The organism is Rhodococcus sp. NPDC056743 (assembly GCF_042790355.1).
In the GTDB taxonomy this organism is placed as follows: domain Bacteria; phylum Actinomycetota; class Actinomycetes; order Mycobacteriales; family Mycobacteriaceae; genus Rhodococcus_F.
In genome coordinates this window covers 364883-381519 of record NZ_JBHTZI010000006.1, presented here as the reverse complement: position 1 = coordinate 381519, position 16637 = coordinate 364883, and the positions used below count along the sequence as shown (strand labels likewise).

Here is a 16637-nt window from a genome sequence, read left to right as displayed (position 1 = left end):
CCGCCGTGACCGCTGTGCGCCTTTGTTAACCGCCCGCGGTTGACAAAGGCGCACAGCAGGGGGATTACTGCGGCATCAACACCGAATCGATGAGGTAGACGGTGGCATTTGCGGTCTTGACGCCACCGCAGATGACGGTCGCGTCGTTGACCTTGATGTTGTCGCCCGATCCGGTGACGGTGACCGTTCCGCCCTCGGCGGTGGGGTGGGTGCCGTCGATATCGGCAGGAGCGATCTGACCGGGAACCACGTGGTAGGTGAGGATCTTCGTCAGCGTTGCGCTGTCGGTCTTGAGACTGTCGATGGTGGCCGGATCGATTTTCGCGAATGCGGCATCGACGGGGGCGAAGACGGTGAACTCACCGCCATTGAGGGTGTCGACGAGATTGACGTCCGGATTGAGCTGACCGGATACCGCAGCGGTCAGCGTGGTGAGGAGGGGATTGTTCGACGCCGCTGTCGCGACCGGGTCCTGAGCCATTCCGCTGACCGAGCCGGCGCCGGTGGGCACTGCCGCGGCGTAGTCCGCGCAACCTGCCCCGACCAGATCCGATGCGGGCTCTGCCATGGCGCTGGTCGTCGACATCGACATGCTCGAGGTCGTTGTCGCAGCGCTGGAGGTGGCATCCGACGAATCATTGCTGTCGGAGGAACAACCGACAACGCCGACGAGTGCAAATGATGCTGCTGCCGTGACTGCCAGAACTCGAGAGGAGGTGTTCATGGGTCTGCCTTCCGTAGATGAAGTGCCGGTGTGCACGTTCCGTACAAGGCATTCGGAGGCGGCAGTGCGACGGATGGGTCGAGACGCAAAAAGACCTCGAGACACGCAAAAAGACCTCGAGACACGAGAAAGCCCCCGAGTTCGTCGGGGGCTCTCTGGTCTCGGTCTGCGGGTAAGCAGCAGGGCGTGCAGTGCTGTGCGGGGGTGCTGTGCGGACGTTGATTCAGGTACGAAGTGTTACGACGCCAGGCGGCCGCTTCGTCGGTGTCGTGCGTGCAGTTCGCGTTCGGTTTCCGACATCCCGCCCCAGATGCCGTACGGCTCCGAGACTGTCAGTGCGTGAGAGCGGCACTGAATCAGGACAGGGCACTGGTGGCACATTTCCTTGGCTCGTGTTTCGCGTTGCGCTCGGGCTCGTCCGCGTTCGCCGTCCGGGTGAAAGAACATCGAGGAGTCGACTCCGCGGCACAGCCCGTGCATCTGCCAGTCCCAGATGTCTGCGTTCGGCCCGGGAAGATGATTCGGTGCAGGCATGTTGACTCCTTACTGCAAGCTCGTCGTGATCAACGAGCGGACCAAGTAGCCCGAAGATTATCCGGGCTTTCTATCGTTCACGCTTGCTAACCGTAAGGGTGCTGAGTAAATCGCGTCAATAGCCTCGATGCGTGGCGAGCGGCATATCTCGCAAAGCAAGATTTAACGAGAGAAATATTTACATTTCGGCCGGCTCGTGTGTAAGTGATTCCCTTGCGGCTAATTGACAGTGTGGAGTGATGTGTAAAGTTCTGCAGATATTTTTCGCCTGAAGTGGCAGATCAGGCAGAGTATTCGTATTATGGACAAAGGGGAATCGCTCGTGAATGTCTGTGATCGTCGGCGTCGTCGCAAGACCTTCGAATGACTGAATTGGGACTAAGTTCCCATATCGCACTTTGGACATTTGTCCAATAAGTAACCCGTAGTTAACGTAATGGATATGCATTCGTTAATATTCCGAGAAAATGCAATTTTCAATTTCAGTTGAACATTTGGTGAATGGCTGCGAAATGACAGGCGTCGCGTCATCGTGCTCCCCTCGCAACACTCTGCGATTGGAGGCACTGCAATGATTTGGCTGTGGCGATAACTCTTCAGTCCGTGGCATTCGGGGCAGAGTCCGGATATGCACTGCTTTCTGCTCCGGTGACGATCGAAGATTGGTGGTTGACGGCTGTCGCGCTCGGCGGGCAGGGGCGTTATGCGCAGGCGCGGGCCGCCTTGAACGTGGTGGATCGTCGCACTGCCGGCCTCGCCGGGGATGGCGACCGTGTGTACGCCTCGCTGTCCGCAAGCACCCGGGCGTCGTTCCTGAGGCAAACGGGCTGGCATCGGAAGGCGTCGTACGACGATGGGCGCGCCCTTGCCATTGTCGCAGGGTGTGGCGACTCTCCCGAGTTGGTCGCTGCCGTCTGTGACGCGTTGACCGGACTGGCGGCCGACGCGCTCGGTCAGGGGCGTCTGGCGCTGGGATGGCGCCTGTTGGAGCTGTGCGCAGCGCGGATACACCGGTCGGAAAGCTGGTCGGCGCAGCTGTGGCGTCAGTTGATCAGACTCGAGTGGGTCTCGGCTGAACTAGGACTCGCCGGCGGTGATTTCACTGCGGCGCTGGGGCACGCTGACCGCGCCGTCGAACTCGCCGCCGGTTGTGAATCGCTCAGGCACAGGGTCAAGTCGAACCTTCTGCGATGCGCCGCGCTGACAGGTTTCGATCCGGGCCAGGCGGCAACGCTTGCACGTGAAGTGTTCGATGATTGTCGTTCGTCCGGGTTGTTGCCTCTGGCGTGGGCGTCTTCGATGCTGATCGAGGGTGTGAGCGGGATCGCCACGTCGCCGGATTCGGCAGCGCTGGGCGCTGCGGTTGCAGCGCGTGGGGGAGTATTCCGCGATATGTCACTGTGAGGTGTGCCACGTGGTAGCCGGCAAGTTGTACACGTCGAAACATTGCGCCGGCTGGCCAGGCGTGCGCGGACCAGTCGGTCTGGATGGTTACTCTTATAGGGTTCCGCTGAGAGTGGAAGCACACCCGCTCGGGAAGTGCCACTGTAACGCCAGGATTTTCGCTGACGATGACAAATACGAGCGATGAGTTGGACTCCGCGGTCGCCGCTGCAGCGCAGGGCGACCGTACAGCTCTAGCTTTGGTTTTGGAAAACATTCGACCCATGGTGGTGCGCTATTGCCGTGGTCGGGTGGGTGCGGCGGAGAGAGGCCACCTATCGGCCGACGATGTCGCGCAGGAGGTGTGTCTCGCCGTGATGACCGCGTTGCCGCGTTATCAAGATCAGGGACGTCCCTTCATGGCTTTTGTGTACGGCATTGCTGCACACAAGGTTGCTGACGCCCATCGAAGCTCCGCCCGTAACAAGTCGGAGCCCGTAGCCGAAGTACCGGATGTAATTGCACTTGACGATGGACCCGAGCAGCGAGCACTCGATTCGGAATCCAGCCGGCACATGCAGGAACTGCTCGGCACCTTGCCGGAGAAGCATCGAGAGATCTTGATTCTCCGGTTGGTTGTCGGACTGTCGGCTGAAGAAACGGCCGCCGCCGTCGGGAGTACCGCCGGAGCTGTACGAGTCGCCCAGCACAGGGCGATCGCGAAACTGAAAAAAGTAGTAACGAAAGCGGGTGAGAGCTATGGCTAGAGACGAGAATCGTGATTCTTCCGATCGCGATGACCTCGCAGCCGGTCTCGCCGACGACGGTGCACCGGTGGATCTGGCTGCGGTTCGGCGCGACGACGCGCTGATCGAGGCAATTTCGCATGGTGGACCGGTAGCAACCGATAGCACTGAGCAGTACGAACTGGCGTTGATCTTGTCGAAGTGGCGCGATGACGTCGTTTCGACTCCGATGCCGGAAGGTCCACTTCTCGACGATGTGATCGCAGCTATCGAATCGGCACCTCCCAGCATTGCCGATCGCGAACGCTCCCGTTCACGTCTTCGGCTGCTGCGTCCCGTTGCCGCTGCGGCAGCCATCGCTGCGGTAGTGATCGGTGGCGGCTCGATGCTCACGTACGGGGCTGAACCGGGCGACGCACTGTGGGGTGTGAAGCAGGTTGTCTTCTCGGAAGAAGCGAATTCGACAGTCGCGAAGATCGACACCACGTCCGAGCTCGAGAAGGCCGAGCGGCTGTTGGCTGCCGGAGACATTCCCGAAGCGAAGAAGGTTCTGGACAACGCCGCTCAGCGTGCCGGTGCTGTGAAGGATTCGCAGGCGAAGACGGATCTCGTCGAACGCTGGGGCAAGCTGATGACCCAGGTTCAGGAGACAACGACCCAGGCTGCTCCGCCGCCGTCGAGCACAACCGATGGGGTGACAACGTTCGAGCCGCCGTCGGTTACCTCGATTCCGGTGTTGCCTGGCCCGACCTCCGATTCGGAGTTGCCTGGCACGGGTCCGACAACATCGACGCCCAATCCTGCGATCGTGCCGCCGTCGTCGACCATCCCGAGTCCCTCGTCGAACCCGACGACGACAACAACGACAACGTTGCCGACGACAACTACCCCGTCGTCATCGAAGACGACGACTACGTCGCCGAATGTGAACACGCCCTCCTGAGCGTCGCGAGACCTGTTCGGCACCAACGTAAATCAGTAGCAACGTAATCAGCGACAAGGTAGATCAGCACCCCACGCGATTCGCAATCAAAAACAGATTCGCAATCAAAAACAGTGGGCCGGCAAGCGTCATGCTTGCCGGCCCACTGTTGTAGGTCTGTGTCAGGCGTCGAATCCGTCGCCGTGCATCGCTTCGTTCATGGATGCGTCGGCGTATCCGCGGCAGTAGTCCCACGTGACATATGCCTCAGGCATGGGATCGTAGGCAGGTTCGTGAGGCCGGACTGTGCCGTCGACGAGGAGTTGAAGCAGGTTTGCCCGCAACATGTCCCAATCGTGGTAGTGGTCCTGTTGGCAGTCTTCGCAGCACACCACTAGTCCGCGGATGCCACGATGAGCGAGGAGGGCCTCGTATACGGCCAGGTCAGCGAGATCCTCCTCGACCGCCTGCCGTTCTTGGGGGTCGAGTGGTTGACCCGGCTCGATGGCATCGAGAGCCGCGGAAGGGTCAGCGGGGTCGCCGGCAAAGGGATCTGGCGGCAGACCGGGAGGCAGTTGATCACGCACAGCACCACGGTACGCAGGTCAGGGGGGTCAGCGCCACTCGTTACGCGTACTTGCAGCGTGGGTGGGATGGTTCGGACCAATGTGCGGCCCGATACCATGGTGTTCAACGCCGGGAAAAGGTGCCAGGAATATCTTTCTGTGCAGGTGCCTTCTATCCGATATCCAGCTTTCGTAATCCGCTTCGAGGTGGCTGCTACAGCAACCACCGAACAGGCGAATCTAGGTCCATGGAGGGTCCTGACCGCATGACTAGTTCTGCAGGGCATGTACACACCGGAGGAGACGACCCCAACAAGGTCGCGATGCTCGGGCTGACATACGACGACGTACTGCTGTTGCCTGCGGCGTCCGATGTCATTCCGAGTCAGGTCGATACGTCGAGTCAGCTGACCCGCGATATCCGTCTGCGAATCCCGTTGGTCAGTTCGGCGATGGACACGGTCACGGAGTCGCGGATGGCCATTGCCATGGCTCGCGCAGGCGGAATGGGTGTTCTGCACCGCAATTCGTCCGTCGAGGTTCAGGCCGGCCAGGTCGAGACCGTCAAGCGTTCGGAGGCCGGCATGGTCACCGATCCGGTGACGTGTAAGCCGTCGGACACGATGGGTGAGGTCGACGCGAAGTGCGCTCGCTTCCGTATCTCGGGTCTGCCGGTCACCGACGACGCCGGACAGTTGGTCGGCATTGTCACGAACCGTGACATGCGTTTCGAGGTCGACCAGAATCGTCCGGTCGCCGAGATCATGACCAAGATGCCGTTGATCACCGCGCAGGAAGGCGTCACCGCTGACGTCGCGCTGGGTCTGCTTCGTCGCCACAAGATCGAGAAGCTTCCGATCGTCGACGGCAACGGCAAGCTCACCGGCCTGATCACGGTCAAGGACTTCGTCAAGACCGAACAGCATCCGTTCGCAACCAAGGACCGCGACGGCCGTCTGCTGGTCGGTGCCGCTGTCGGTGCCGGAGATGAAGCCTGGGCGCGTGCGATGGCTCTCACCGATGCCGGTGTCGACGTTGTCGTGGTGGACAGCGCACACGGCCACAGCGTCGGTGTTCTGGACATGATTCGTCGCCTCAAGGCCGAGATCGGTGATCGCGTACAGATCATCGGTGGCAATGTCGCAACCCGGGCCGGCGCGCTGGCGCTCGTCGAAGCGGGTGTCGACGCGGTCAAGGTCGGCGTCGGTCCCGGTTCCATCTGCACGACGCGTGTCATCGCCGGTGTCGGAGCGCCCCAGGTCACAGCCATCCTCGAAGCGGTTGCCGCGTGCAAGCCGCTCGGTGTCCCCGTCATTGCCGACGGTGGTCTGCAGTTCTCCGGCGACATCGCCAAGGCGCTTGCTGCCGGTGCGTCGACGGCCATGCTCGGCTCGCTCCTCGCTGGTACGGCCGAATCGCCGGGTGAACTGATCCTGGTCGGCGGCAAGCAGTTCAAGAGCTATCGCGGTATGGGTTCACTGGGTGCGATGCAGTCGCGCGGTGAGGCCAAGTCGTACTCCAAGGATCGCTACTTCCAGGACGACGTCCTCTCCGAGGACAAGTTGGTTCCGGAGGGCATCGAGGGTCGGGTTCCGTTCCGCGGACCGCTCTCGCAGGTGACGCATCAGCTCACCGGCGGATTGCGCGCGGCAATGGGTTACACGGGCTCTGCCACGATCGAGCATCTTCAGAACGCTCAGTTCGTTCAGATCACGGCTGCGGGACTCAAGGAAAGCCACCCGCACGACATCACGATGACGGTCGAAGCGCCCAACTACGCCGCCCGCTAAGTTCAGTTCGCTAGTTCACCAGTCACGAGAAAGGGGCGCGCGTGCGCGACCTCGTTGAAATCGGAATGGGTCGTACGGCCCGTCGTACCTACGAACTGGACGATGTGAACATCGTTCCCTCCCGGCGGACTCGTTCGTCGAAGGAGGTGTCGACGACGTGGCAGATCGACGCGTACAGGTTCGACATTCCCATCCTCGCTCACCCGACCGACGCGTTGGTCTCGCCGACGTTCGCAATCGAATTGGGTAAGCGCGGCGGGCTCGGCGTCATCAACGGAGAGGGCCTGTGGGGCCGTCATGCCGACGTCGAGGCAAAGCTGGCTCGTCTTGTCGAAATCGCGGAAACCGACGGTGGCGTCGACGCCGCGATCCGGTACCTGCAGGAACTGCACGCGGCGCCGTTGCAAGCGGAATTGCTGGCAGCAGCGGTTGCGCAGGTTCGTGACGCGGGTGTCACGACGGCGGTTCGCGTCAGCCCGCAGAATGCGCGCGCGCTGACGCCGGCGTTGATCAAGGCGGGAATCGACCTGCTGGTCGTTCACGGCACGATCATCTCGGCCGAGCATGTCGTGCGCACGGAGGAAGAGCCGCTCAACCTCAAGACGTTCATCTCGGAGCTCGACGTTCCGGTTATCGCGGGTGGCGTGAGTGATCACCGTACGGCTCTGCATTTGATGCGGACCGGTGCTGCGGGCGTCATCGTCGGATACGGATCTGCCGAGGGTGCGACGACGACGGGTGAAGTTCTGGGTATCGGTGTGCCGATGGCTACGGCTATCGCCGACGCCGCTGCGGCTCGCCGCGACTACCTCGACGAGACGGGTGGACGCTACGTCCACGTCATCGCCGACGGTGACATCGCGACGTCGGGTGACCTGGCAAAGGCGATCGCGTGTGGCGCGGACGCTGCTGTTCTCGGCACGCCGTTGGCTGTGTCGGCTGAAGCTGCCGGCGGCGGTTGGTACTGGCCGTCCGCTGCTGCCCATCCTTCGGTTCCGCGCGGTGCGCTCCTCCCGGTTTCCTACGGTGAGCGGCCGTCACTGGACAAGGTTCTGGCCGGGCCGTCCGACGATCCGTACGGTTCGCTGAACTTCGTCGGCGGATTGCGTCGTTCCATGGCCAAGGCCGGCTACTCCACTCTCAAGGAGTTCCAGAAGGTCGGACTGACAGTTCGCGCCTGATTTGTCTGCATCTGTGGCCCCGGCTTCCCAGCGGAACCGGGGCCACAGGTCTATGTGCAGGATTTTCGCGCGTTGGTGATACTTATGGTTACGCTTAGGGCACCCTTGTGGTGGCAGTCACAACATTCGGGTGCATACTGACGGGTAACTACGTTTTCACGGTGGAGGTGTCCGGATGGGCAAACAACGCGCGACGGATTACGACGTACTGATTGTCGGGTCCGGATTCGGCGGCAGTGTGAGTGCGCTACGTCTGGTGGAGAAGGGCTACAAGGTCGGTGTCATCGAAGCGGGCCGACGGTACGCCGACGCAGAGTTCGCGAAGACGAGCTGGGATCTGAAGAAGTTCCTGTGGGCGCCCAAGCTCGGCTGCTTCGGTATTCAGCGGGTTCACCTGCTGCGTGACTGCTTGATTCTGGCCGGCGCGGGTGTGGGCGGTGGTTCTCTGAACTACGCGAACACGCTGTACCAGCCGCCGGAGCCGTTCTTCCAGGACAAGCAGTGGGCGCACATCACCGATTGGCGCAGTGAGCTCACGCCGTATTACGAGCAGGCTCAGAAGATGCTCGGTGTTGTGCAGAACCCGCACATGACGCCGGCCGACGAGATCATGAAATCCGTTGCGGACGACATGGGCGTCGGCGACACCTTCATCCAGACTCCGGTCGGGGTGTACTTCGGTGAGCCGGGGAAGAAAGCCGCCGACCCGTACTTCGGTGGTGTCGGTCCGGAACGCACCGGGTGTATCGAGTGTGGAGAGTGTATGACGGGCTGCCGGCACGGCGCCAAGAACACGCTTCTCAAGAACTACCTCGGCCTGGCCGAGAGCGCCGGCGCCGACATCATTCCCCTGACCACCGTCTCGGGCCTTCGCGAACAGCGCGACGGCAGCTGGGATGTGTTCACCGAACGCACCGGCGCATACGCGCGCAAGAACCGTCGGACGTACACGGCCGCTCATGTGATTCTCGCGGCCGGAACGTGGGGCACGCAGCACCTGTTGTTCGACATGAAAGACACCGGAGCGCTGCCCAAGCTGTCCGGCACACTCGGCGAGCTCACGCGCACCAACTCCGAATCCATTGTCGGCGCAGGCAAATACAAGGTCGATCCCGCCCTCGATCTGACCCACGGAGTTGCGATCACGTCGTCGTTCCATCCGAGCAAGGACACGCATATCGAGCCGGTTCGCTACGGCAAGGGTTCCAATGCGATGGGCTTGCTGCAGACGCTGATGACCGACGGTGGCGGAAACAAGCCGCGGTGGGTCAAGTTCCTCGGTGTGGTCGCGAAGAATCCGTACCAGATGCTGCGCATGTTGACGGTCAAGGACTGGAGTGAGCGCACGATCATCGCCCTGGTCATGCAGAATCTCGACAACTCCATCACGACTTACACGAAGAAGGGCTTGTTCGGCCGCCGCAAGGTCACCAGCAAGCAGGGCCACGGTCAGCCCAATCCGACGTGGATCCCCGAGGGCAACGACGCGACACGTCGGGTTGCCGAGAAGATCGACGGTGTCGCCGGTGGCACGTGGGGCGAGATCTTCAACGTCCCGCTGACGGCGCACTTCCTCGGCGGTTGCGCTATCGCGGAGGATGCCGACCACGGCGTGATCGATCCGTATCACCGCGTCTTCGGCTATCCGACGCTCAGCGTCGTCGACGGTGCGGCAGTGTCCGCGAACCTCGGTGTGAACCCGTCGTTGACCATTGCCGCTCAGGCCGAGCGCGCGGCGTCGCTCTGGCCGAACAAGGGGGAGGCGGACCTGCGTCCGGCTCAGGGCAGTGGCTACGAGCGGTTGACTCCGATCGCGCCCAAGTCGCCGGTGGTTCCGGCGTCGGCACCGGCTGCGCTGGTACTTCCGATTGTGAAGATCACGGGCGGAAAGAAGGCCACTGCGCCAGGAGTGGCGTAGCGAGGTGATCTTCGTCGCCCCCGGGCTCTCGTATGCTGCGCAGAGTCCGGGGGTGCGCGGGTTCGCTAGCTGGGGCGATTAGACTGCACGTGTGGCAGATATCGAGCAGCAGAGACCAGTTCTTGTCGTCGACTTCGGTGCGCAGTACGCGCAGCTGATCGCGCGTCGAGTCCGTGAGGCCAAGGTCTACTCGGAGGTGATTCCGCACACCATGACCGTTGAGGAGATCGTGGCCAAGAAGCCCTTGGCTGTTGTGCTCTCCGGCGGGCCGTCCAGCGTGTATGCCGACGGCGCTCCGAAGCTCGATCCGGCCCTGTTCGACCATGACATTCCGGTGTTCGGCATCTGCTACGGATTCCAGGCGATGGCCGGAGCCCTCGGTGGAACCGTTGCCGAGACCGGAACCCGTGAGTACGGCCGCACCGACATCTCGGTGTCCGGTGGCCTGCTCCACGACGGACTTCCCACGACGCAGCCGGTGTGGATGAGCCACGGCGACGCCGTCACCGAAGCGCCGTCGGGCTTCGAGGTCACCGCGACCAGCGATGGTGCTCCGGTCGCGGCGTTCGAGGATCGCGCTCGTAAGCTGGCCGGCGTCCAGTACCACCCCGAGGTTCTGCATTCCCCGCACGGGCAGCAGGTCCTGAGCCGCTTCCTGCACGAGATTGCCGGTATCCCGGCTGCGTGGACGGCGTCCAATATCGCCGACGCGCTCATCGAGCAGGTCCGCGAGCAGGTCGGCGACGGCCACGCGATCTGTGGGCTGTCCGGTGGCGTCGACTCCGCTGTTGCCGCCGCGTTGGTTCAGCGCGCTATCGGCGACCGGTTGACCTGTGTGTTCGTCGATCACGGTTTGATGCGTGCCGGTGAGCGTACCCAGGTCGAGAAGGACTTTGTTGCCGCGACGGGTGCTCGCCTGATCACGGTCGATGCCGCCGACACCTTCATCGGTGAACTGGCGGGTGTCACCGACCCCGAAACCAAGCGCAAGATCATCGGCCGCGAATTCATTCGCAGCTTCGAAGGCGCTGTCAGTGATGTCCTGGGCGAGAACGCTTCTCAGGGTGCAACTGTCGACTTCCTCGTTCAGGGCACCCTGTACCCGGACGTCGTGGAGTCCGGTGGCGGCACCGGGACCGCAAACATCAAGAGCCACCACAACGTCGGTGGCCTGCCGGAAGATCTGCAGTTCAAGTTGGTCGAACCGCTGCGACTGCTGTTCAAGGACGAGGTCCGGGCAGTCGGCCGCGAGCTCGGCTTGCCGGAAGAGATCGTCGGACGCCAGCCGTTCCCCGGACCGGGTCTGGGTATTCGCATCATCGGTGAGGTCACCCGTGATCGCCTTGAAATCCTCCGCCAGGCGGATTCCATTGCGCGTGAAGAACTTACGTCCGCGGGCCTCGACGGGACGATCTGGCAGTGCCCGGTTGTCCTCCTCGCCGACGTGCGCAGCGTGGGTGTGCAGGGAGACGGCCGTACCTACGGTCATCCGATCGTCTTGCGTCCGGTGTCGAGTGAAGACGCCATGACCGCAGACTGGACGCGTTTGCCGTACGAGACCCTCGAACGAATCTCCACCCGCATCACCAACGAGGTTCCGGATGTCAATCGCGTTGTTCTCGACGTGACGAGCAAGCCGCCGGGAACGATTGAGTGGGAGTGAGCTGATTGCTGTGCGCCTTTGTTAACCGCCCGCGGTTAACAAAGGCGCACAGCGCTATTTGCGGTTCGGCAGAATTACCAGCAGCAGGCCGGCGATGACTGCTGCTCCCACGAACAGCCACCGGAATTGGATGTCTCCGGCCGGCGCGAGGGAGAAGGGGCCGAGAAGGGCCCATCCGCTGACCAGGAATGCCGCGATTCCCGCTATGAGCAGAAGTGCGGACGGGCGCTTGGACTTCGGGGTTTCCTCGTGCTCTTCGGTGCTGTTACCGATGTCGTCGTAGTCGCTCATCACTGGTGTACCTCCAAGGCGCCGAATGTGGCTTTGGCATTGATCGTCAGGGTGGGGGCATCGGGTCCGGCCTGAGCGCCCGCGTGGACACCACCGTCGAGGCAACGGGATCCGTCACCCATCACGACTGTGCAGTCGTTCTGTACCTTGACGTTGTCCGGCACGTAGACCTTGAATTCGCCGAATGCTGCTGAGACGTCGATGGTTTTGTCCTCGGTGAACGCGACCTTGCTCAGATCCAGGGTGAAGCTGCCGAAGCCGCCGGAGTACGACGACTCGATCTCGGACACACTGGCCGGCGTCCATTTCTGTTCACCCGACGCGTCGAATTCGAGGGGATACACCAGCGACGCGAGGATCACGAAGGCGACGAGTGGTCCGGTCACGATCAGCAGTCCGTATCCCTTGCGGAAGAATGCTCCGAAGATCAACCCGAGTGCGATCACGGCAAGTCCGACTGCGCCGACGCGGCCTGGGGTGAACCAGTCGTTGCCGGTTGCGGCGCCCGCGGCTCCGACTGCGGAGGCGGCGATGATGGCAAGCCCCAGGACGGTCAGGGTCCAGCGGGAGCGTCGACGCCGAGGTGGAAGTGGTAGTAGGGGTGGGTTTTTGGTCACAGGGTCGGGAAGATCCCAGGCAAAGGGGGCGACGCCGAGTGGATCCCACGCAGGGGGAGTGATCGTGGGCTCGTTCTTCGAGAGATCAACTGCTGGTGCGGATTCCGACGCTCCCGTTGTGCCCGGTTCGGTGGGAACGTAGCTGTCGGGAAGTTTGGTGTACGGCGTGTACGTCGGTGGCTGGTTCGGGGCGAAGTTACCAGGGGCGAAGTATCCGGGGGTGAATGGACCGGGGGTGAATCCTGTTCCGGGAAAGGCTGTTCCGGTGCCGATCTGCTGCGTTGATGACGGTGGCAGTACCGGTGGGACGGGTTGGCGTTGGTAGAGCAGCCACAGGCCACCGAGCATCAGTATGACGCCGATCAGCCCCGAACCGCCCTGGCCGGCGCCGAGAGGGCCGATAGTGGTCGCGGCGATGGCGAGAGCTACCACCAGGACGATGGTTTTGGTGTGTTTGTCCGAGCCGTGGCGGCGTGCGGGCACTGCTGCGGTGTGGCCGATGTCGGCGCGGGGGAAGGTCAGCCAGGCCACGACATACAGCAATATTCCGGAGCCGCCGAAGATGGTCGAGATGACAAAGGCGACGCGCACGAGAATGGGGTCGACACCGTATCGGTATCCGATTCCTGCGCATACGCCGGCAACGTGACCCTGGTCCGGTAGACGCACGGGGCGGGTCCGCCACAGATCGTTGATCTGTTCCTGGAAGGTCGGATTACTCATGGCTCCATCGTGGTGTGTTCGGTGGTGTTGCCGCATCAGGGGTGGACCCTGATCTTTGGCTCGCTGCGAGCCTGACTTCAGGGTTGGACCCTGATGTGTTCGAGCATGGTTCGTGCCAGTATCGACTATGTGCAATCTGTGTCTGATCCCGCGCTCGTGAGTGCGCCGCTGCCGATACGAAAGTTGGAGCGGCGCTCCGGCGGTCGAATTGTGGGTGGTGTTGCCGGCGGTATCGCGGATCACCTTGGCGTCGACGCGCTGAAGGTCCGTGTTGCGTTTGCGATTTTGGCTGCAATGGCCGGTGCGGGCATCGTGGCGTACGGAATTCTCTGGGTTTTCGTTTCGGCGGGTACCGACACCGACAAGCCGAGCGCGGCGGAGCGTCAGCGTGCTTACGGTCTGGCCGCACTCGGTCTGGGCGGCGCGGCGGCATTGTCGTGGTTGTTCAGTGGCACGGCGGGGTCGGTACTGGCGCCGTTCTTTGTTGTTGCCGTCGGTGCGGCGCTGGTGTGGCGGGAGTTCGATTCCGACGGCCCGCGTACCGTCATCGGGTTGCCGGCGCGGCCGACCGTCCTGACGTGGACGCGTGTGGTCGGCGGCGCCTCGATGATTGTGCTGGGTCTGGCCGTGGTGGTGCTGGCGCAGGTCGACATCGACGCGTTGCGGTCGTCGTTGTTGGCCGTCGTCGTGACGTTGATCGGTGCGGGCTTGTTGACCGTTCCGTTGTGGTTGCGGATGTGGCGGGCGCTCGGCGCCGAGCGAGCCGCTCGAATTCGCAACGACGAGCGTGAAGAGATCGCGTCGCACCTGCATGATTCTGTGTTGCAGACGCTGGCGTTGATCCAGAAGCAGTCCGACAATCCGGCGGAGGTGGCGCGGCTTGCCCGTGGGCAGGAGCGCGAGCTGCGGAAGTGGTTGTTCAGTGGCGGCGAGATCGACCACACGAGCTTGACCGAGGGACTCAAGATCATCGCGGGTGAGGTCGAGGATCAGCACGGCGTGACGGTTCGGCCGGTGACGGTGGGCGACGTTCAGTTGGACGGTGAGGACGGTCTGCCGAAGGAAGCGTTCACGGCTCTTCTCGGTGCGACGCGGGAGGCTCTGGTCAACGCCGCGAAGCATTCCGGAGAGAAGGAGATCAACCTGTTTGCCGAGGTGGAGGGTGATCAGGTGAGCATCTTCGTTCGGGATCGCGGCGTGGGATTCGACGTCGACGCGGTGCCTGAGGACCGTCAAGGTCTGGCCAAGTCGATTCGCGGCCGGATCGAGCGTCGTGGTGGCCGCGTCGTGGTTCGCTCCACCATCGGCAAGGGGACGGAAATTCGGGTGCACATGCCGCTCGGAGGTAAGACGAGCACCGACTCTGACTTACAGTGGGACGAGCCTGCAGATCATGTCGACAACCCGGAGGAAGCGCCCCAGTGACAGTTCCGCCCACGCCCCCGTATCGCGTTTTTCTGGTCGACGATCACGGGGTGTTCCGCTCCGGGGTTCGGGCCGAATTGTCTCGCGAGGACGACATGGAGATTGTCGGCGAAGCCGGCGGTGTGGCCGAGGCGATTGCCGGGATCAATTCGATGAAACCGCACGTGGTCCTGCTCGACGTACACATGCCGGACGGCGGCGGGGTTGCCGTGCTGCGCGGGATAGATTCCGGTCCGGTGTGCTTGGCGCTCAGTGTCTCCGATGCGGCTGAGGACGTCATCGCGGTGATCCGGGCAGGCGCTCGGGGCTACGTCACCAAAACGATTTCCGGATCGGAACTGGCAGACGGTGTCCGCCGGGTCGCGGGCGGCGACGCCGTCTTCGGACCCCGGTTGGCGGGGTTTGTGCTCGACTCCTTCACCGGTCGATCTGCCGCACCGGAACCTCAACTCGATCCGGAACTCGATTCACTGACTCCCCGTGAACTCGAGGTTCTGCGGTTGCTCGCGCGGGGGTACACCTACCGCGAGATTGCGGAAGAACTGGTGATCTCCGTGAAGACCGTCGAGACACATGCGTCCAACGTCCTGCGAAAGACCCAGCAGTCCAATCGCAATGCCCTGACACGCTGGGCTCATCGCCGCCAGATCGACTGAACTCTTCCGCGAGCGTCCGCGAACGCGCACCATGGACCACATGACGGAACCACTGGCGCTGGCGTCGAGACAGGGACGCTGGGTTGTTGCCGCCACGGTTCTCGGTTCGAGCATGGCTCTTCTCGACGGCACGGTGGTCAATATCGCGCTACCGCATATCGGCGAAGAGTTGGGGTCCGGGGTGGCGGGCCTGCAGTGGACGGTCAGCGGATACACGTTGGCTTTGGCGTCGTTGATTCTGCTCGGTGGCGCTCTCGGGGATCGGTGGGGCAGGCGCCGGGTGTTCGTGTGGGGCACGGTGTGGTTCGCGGTGGCGTCGTTGCTGTGCGGCATTGCTCCCGACATCACGTTTCTCGTGGTGGCCCGAATCCTGCAAGGCGTGGGTGCGGCATTGCTGACACCGGGCAGCCTGGCCATCATCTCGGCGTCGTTGCGGGAGGAGGATCGGGGCGCCGCAATCGGTTTGTGGTCTGGGCTCGGGGGTGTTGCGGGAGCGATAGGTCCGCTGTTCGGTGGTTGGCTCGTGGAGGTCGCCGGGTGGCGCTCGGTGTTCTTCCTGAACTTGCCGTTGGCTGCTCTGGTCGTGTGGGCGAGTGTGCGGCACGTTCCGGAGAGCCGTGACCCGCATCCGCCGGAACGTCTGGATGCACTGGGATCTGCCTGTGCGGTACTCGGTCTCGGCGGATTGACCTACGGGTTGATCGAGATGAATCTGGTCGCGGGAGTGGTGGGCGGGCTCGTGTTGTGCCTGTTTGTCGTTGTGGAGCGGCGGTCGCCTAGTGCGGTGGTGCCACCGTCGCTGTTCCGATCGAGAATGTTTGTCGCCGCCAATCTGGTGACCCTCGCGGTGTATGCGGCGTTGGGCGGCGTGTTCTTCCTGCTGGTGCTGCAGTTGCAACTGGTCGCGGGTTATTCGCCGGTGGCAGCGGGAGTCGCGACGGTGCCGATCACGCTGGCGCTGCTGGTCTTTTCGTCGCGCGCCGGTAGGTACGCGCAAACTCACGGACCCCGGTTGCCGATGACTGCCGGCCCGGCAGTGGCAGCAGTGGGATTGGTGTTGATGACGCGGATCGGCGTCGACGCGTCGTACCTCACCGACGTGTTGCCCGGAGTGCTCGTGTTCGGTCTGGGGTTGTCGGTGATGGTGGCGCCGCTGACCGCGGCTGTGCTGGGTTCGGTTCCGGTGGAACAGTCGGGCATTGCGTCGGGTGTGAACAATGCCGTTGCCCGCACCAGTCAACTTCTGGCTGTTGCGGCGTTGCCGGGAATTGCGGGGATAGGCACCGAGGCGCTGGCGGATCCGGAGCTGTTCTCGGACGGGTTTACGATCGCGATGTACATCTGTGTTGGGTTGTTGTTGCTCGGGGCGGCTATTGCGGCGGTCCTGATCCGGGCTCCGGCTGCGCCGCCGATGCCCGAAACGGATTCGGTTGCCTGCAAACCCCACTGTGATCTGACGGGGCCTGCAGTACAACCGAATCCGGCCGAGAATTAGACG

Annotated in this window: 15 protein-coding genes; 10 read left to right on the top strand and 5 right to left on the bottom strand. The window is 62.8% G+C overall.

The features are described 5' to 3' along the window. Nucleotides 1-64 precede the first annotated feature (64 nt). Together ACFRFQ_RS16240 and ACFRFQ_RS16235 are read right to left on the bottom strand one after the other, a co-directional pair. On the bottom strand, nt 65-724 hold the full coding sequence (locus ACFRFQ_RS16240; protein WP_378659447.1) for a fasciclin domain-containing protein: 660 nt from the start codon (nt 722-724) through the stop codon (nt 65-67). A gap of 237 nt (nt 725-961) precedes the next feature. After that, nucleotides 962-1258: a WhiB family transcriptional regulator gene (locus tag ACFRFQ_RS16235; protein WP_378659445.1), complete on the bottom strand. Its 297-nt coding sequence runs from the start codon at nt 1256-1258 to the stop codon at nt 962-964. Between the two features lie 582 nt (nt 1259-1840). Between ACFRFQ_RS16235 and ACFRFQ_RS16230 the strand changes: the two genes are divergently transcribed. From ACFRFQ_RS16230 to ACFRFQ_RS16220, 3 genes are all read left to right on the top strand, one after another. Continuing rightward, nucleotides 1841-2662 carry a hypothetical protein gene (locus ACFRFQ_RS16230; RefSeq protein WP_378659443.1) on the top strand — a complete coding sequence of 274 codons (822 nt, stop codon included), beginning with the start codon at nt 1841-1843 and terminating at the stop codon, nt 2660-2662. Between the two features lie 167 nt (nt 2663-2829). Next, on the top strand, nt 2830-3408 hold the full coding sequence (locus ACFRFQ_RS16225) for a sigma-70 family RNA polymerase sigma factor (protein ID WP_033231328.1): 579 nt from the start codon (nt 2830-2832) through the stop codon (nt 3406-3408). Further along, a complete protein-coding gene (locus tag ACFRFQ_RS16220; RefSeq protein WP_378659440.1) occupies nt 3401-4330 on the top strand; it encodes an anti-sigma-D factor RsdA in 930 nt (309 codons plus the stop codon). Before ACFRFQ_RS16225 ends, ACFRFQ_RS16220 begins: the two co-directional genes overlap by 8 nt. Before the next feature lie 161 nt (nt 4331-4491). Here the strand turns inward: ACFRFQ_RS16220 and ACFRFQ_RS16215 are convergent, their stop codons facing one another. Further along, nucleotides 4492-4896 carry a DUF5319 domain-containing protein gene (locus ACFRFQ_RS16215; protein ID WP_033231326.1) on the bottom strand — a complete coding sequence of 135 codons (405 nt, stop codon included), beginning with the start codon at nt 4894-4896 and terminating at the stop codon, nt 4492-4494. Between the two features lie 245 nt (nt 4897-5141). Between ACFRFQ_RS16215 and guaB the strand changes: the two genes are divergently transcribed. The 4 genes from guaB (at nt 5142) to guaA (ending at nt 11427) form a co-directional block, all read left to right on the top strand. Next, a complete protein-coding gene (gene guaB / locus ACFRFQ_RS16210; RefSeq protein ID WP_378659436.1) occupies nt 5142-6665 on the top strand; it encodes an IMP dehydrogenase in 1524 nt (507 codons plus the stop codon). A gap of 41 nt (nt 6666-6706) precedes the next feature. Continuing rightward, nucleotides 6707-7846: a GuaB3 family IMP dehydrogenase-related protein gene (locus ACFRFQ_RS16205; protein WP_378659434.1), complete on the top strand. Its 1140-nt coding sequence runs from the start codon at nt 6707-6709 to the stop codon at nt 7844-7846. Between the two features lie 175 nt (nt 7847-8021). After that, nucleotides 8022-9764 (top strand): GMC oxidoreductase, encoded by a 1743-nt coding sequence (locus ACFRFQ_RS16200; protein WP_378659432.1) that lies wholly within the window; start codon nt 8022-8024, stop codon nt 9762-9764. A gap of 91 nt (nt 9765-9855) precedes the next feature. Beyond that, nucleotides 9856-11427, top strand: coding sequence for a glutamine-hydrolyzing GMP synthase (gene guaA / locus ACFRFQ_RS16195; protein WP_138869488.1), 1572 nt, complete (start codon nt 9856-9858; stop codon nt 11425-11427). A gap of 54 nt (nt 11428-11481) precedes the next feature. Here guaA and ACFRFQ_RS16190 read toward each other — a convergent pair whose 3' ends face one another. Together ACFRFQ_RS16190 and ACFRFQ_RS16185 are read right to left on the bottom strand one after the other, a co-directional pair. Beyond that, nucleotides 11482-11718 (bottom strand): hypothetical protein, encoded by a 237-nt coding sequence (locus ACFRFQ_RS16190; protein WP_378659428.1) that lies wholly within the window; start codon nt 11716-11718, stop codon nt 11482-11484. Continuing rightward, nucleotides 11718-13058 carry a PspC domain-containing protein gene (locus tag ACFRFQ_RS16185; RefSeq protein WP_378659425.1) on the bottom strand — a complete coding sequence of 447 codons (1341 nt, stop codon included), beginning with the start codon at nt 13056-13058 and terminating at the stop codon, nt 11718-11720. Before ACFRFQ_RS16185 ends, ACFRFQ_RS16190 begins: the two co-directional genes overlap by 1 nt. A 105-nt stretch (nt 13059-13163) precedes the next feature. Here ACFRFQ_RS16185 and ACFRFQ_RS16180 point away from each other — a divergent pair, with 105 nt between their 5' ends. The 3 genes from ACFRFQ_RS16180 to ACFRFQ_RS16170 are packed head-to-tail and all read left to right on the top strand — an operon-like array spanning nt 13164 to nt 16634. Beyond that, on the top strand, nt 13164-14483 hold the full coding sequence (locus ACFRFQ_RS16180; protein WP_378659422.1) for a PspC domain-containing protein: 1320 nt from the start codon (nt 13164-13166) through the stop codon (nt 14481-14483). Beyond that, nucleotides 14480-15139 (top strand): response regulator transcription factor, encoded by a 660-nt coding sequence (locus ACFRFQ_RS16175; RefSeq protein WP_138869484.1) that lies wholly within the window; start codon nt 14480-14482, stop codon nt 15137-15139. The genes ACFRFQ_RS16180 and ACFRFQ_RS16175 overlap by 4 nt, the downstream gene beginning before the upstream one ends. Before the next feature lie 40 nt (nt 15140-15179). Continuing rightward, a complete protein-coding gene (locus ACFRFQ_RS16170; RefSeq protein ID WP_378659419.1) occupies nt 15180-16634 on the top strand; it encodes an MFS transporter in 1455 nt (484 codons plus the stop codon). Nucleotides 16635-16637 lie beyond the last annotated feature (3 nt).

Bases quoted from the DNA above. Each gene is read 5' to 3' on its own strand.
- ACFRFQ_RS16240 (WP_378659447.1), bottom strand. From the start codon at position 724: ATGAACACCTCCTCTCGAGTTCTGGCAGTCACGGCAGCAGCATCATTT.
- ACFRFQ_RS16235 (WP_378659445.1), bottom strand. From the start codon at position 1,258: ATGCCTGCACCGAATCATCTTCCCGGGCCGAACGCAGACATCTGGGAC.
- ACFRFQ_RS16225 (WP_033231328.1), top strand. From the start codon at position 2,830: ATGACAAATACGAGCGATGAGTTGGACTCCGCGGTCGCCGCTGCAGCG.
- ACFRFQ_RS16220 (WP_378659440.1), top strand. From the start codon at position 3,401: ATGGCTAGAGACGAGAATCGTGATTCTTCCGATCGCGATGACCTCGCA.
- guaB (WP_378659436.1), top strand. From the start codon at position 5,142: ATGACTAGTTCTGCAGGGCATGTACACACCGGAGGAGACGACCCCAAC.
- ACFRFQ_RS16200 (WP_378659432.1), top strand. From the start codon at position 8,022: ATGGGCAAACAACGCGCGACGGATTACGACGTACTGATTGTCGGGTCC.
- ACFRFQ_RS16190 (WP_378659428.1), bottom strand. From the start codon at position 11,718: ATGAGCGACTACGACGACATCGGTAACAGCACCGAAGAGCACGAGGAA.
- ACFRFQ_RS16185 (WP_378659425.1), bottom strand. From the start codon at position 13,058: ATGAGTAATCCGACCTTCCAGGAACAGATCAACGATCTGTGGCGGACC.
- ACFRFQ_RS16180 (WP_378659422.1), top strand. From the start codon at position 13,164: ATGGTTCGTGCCAGTATCGACTATGTGCAATCTGTGTCTGATCCCGCG.
- ACFRFQ_RS16170 (WP_378659419.1), top strand. From the start codon at position 15,180: ATGACGGAACCACTGGCGCTGGCGTCGAGACAGGGACGCTGGGTTGTT.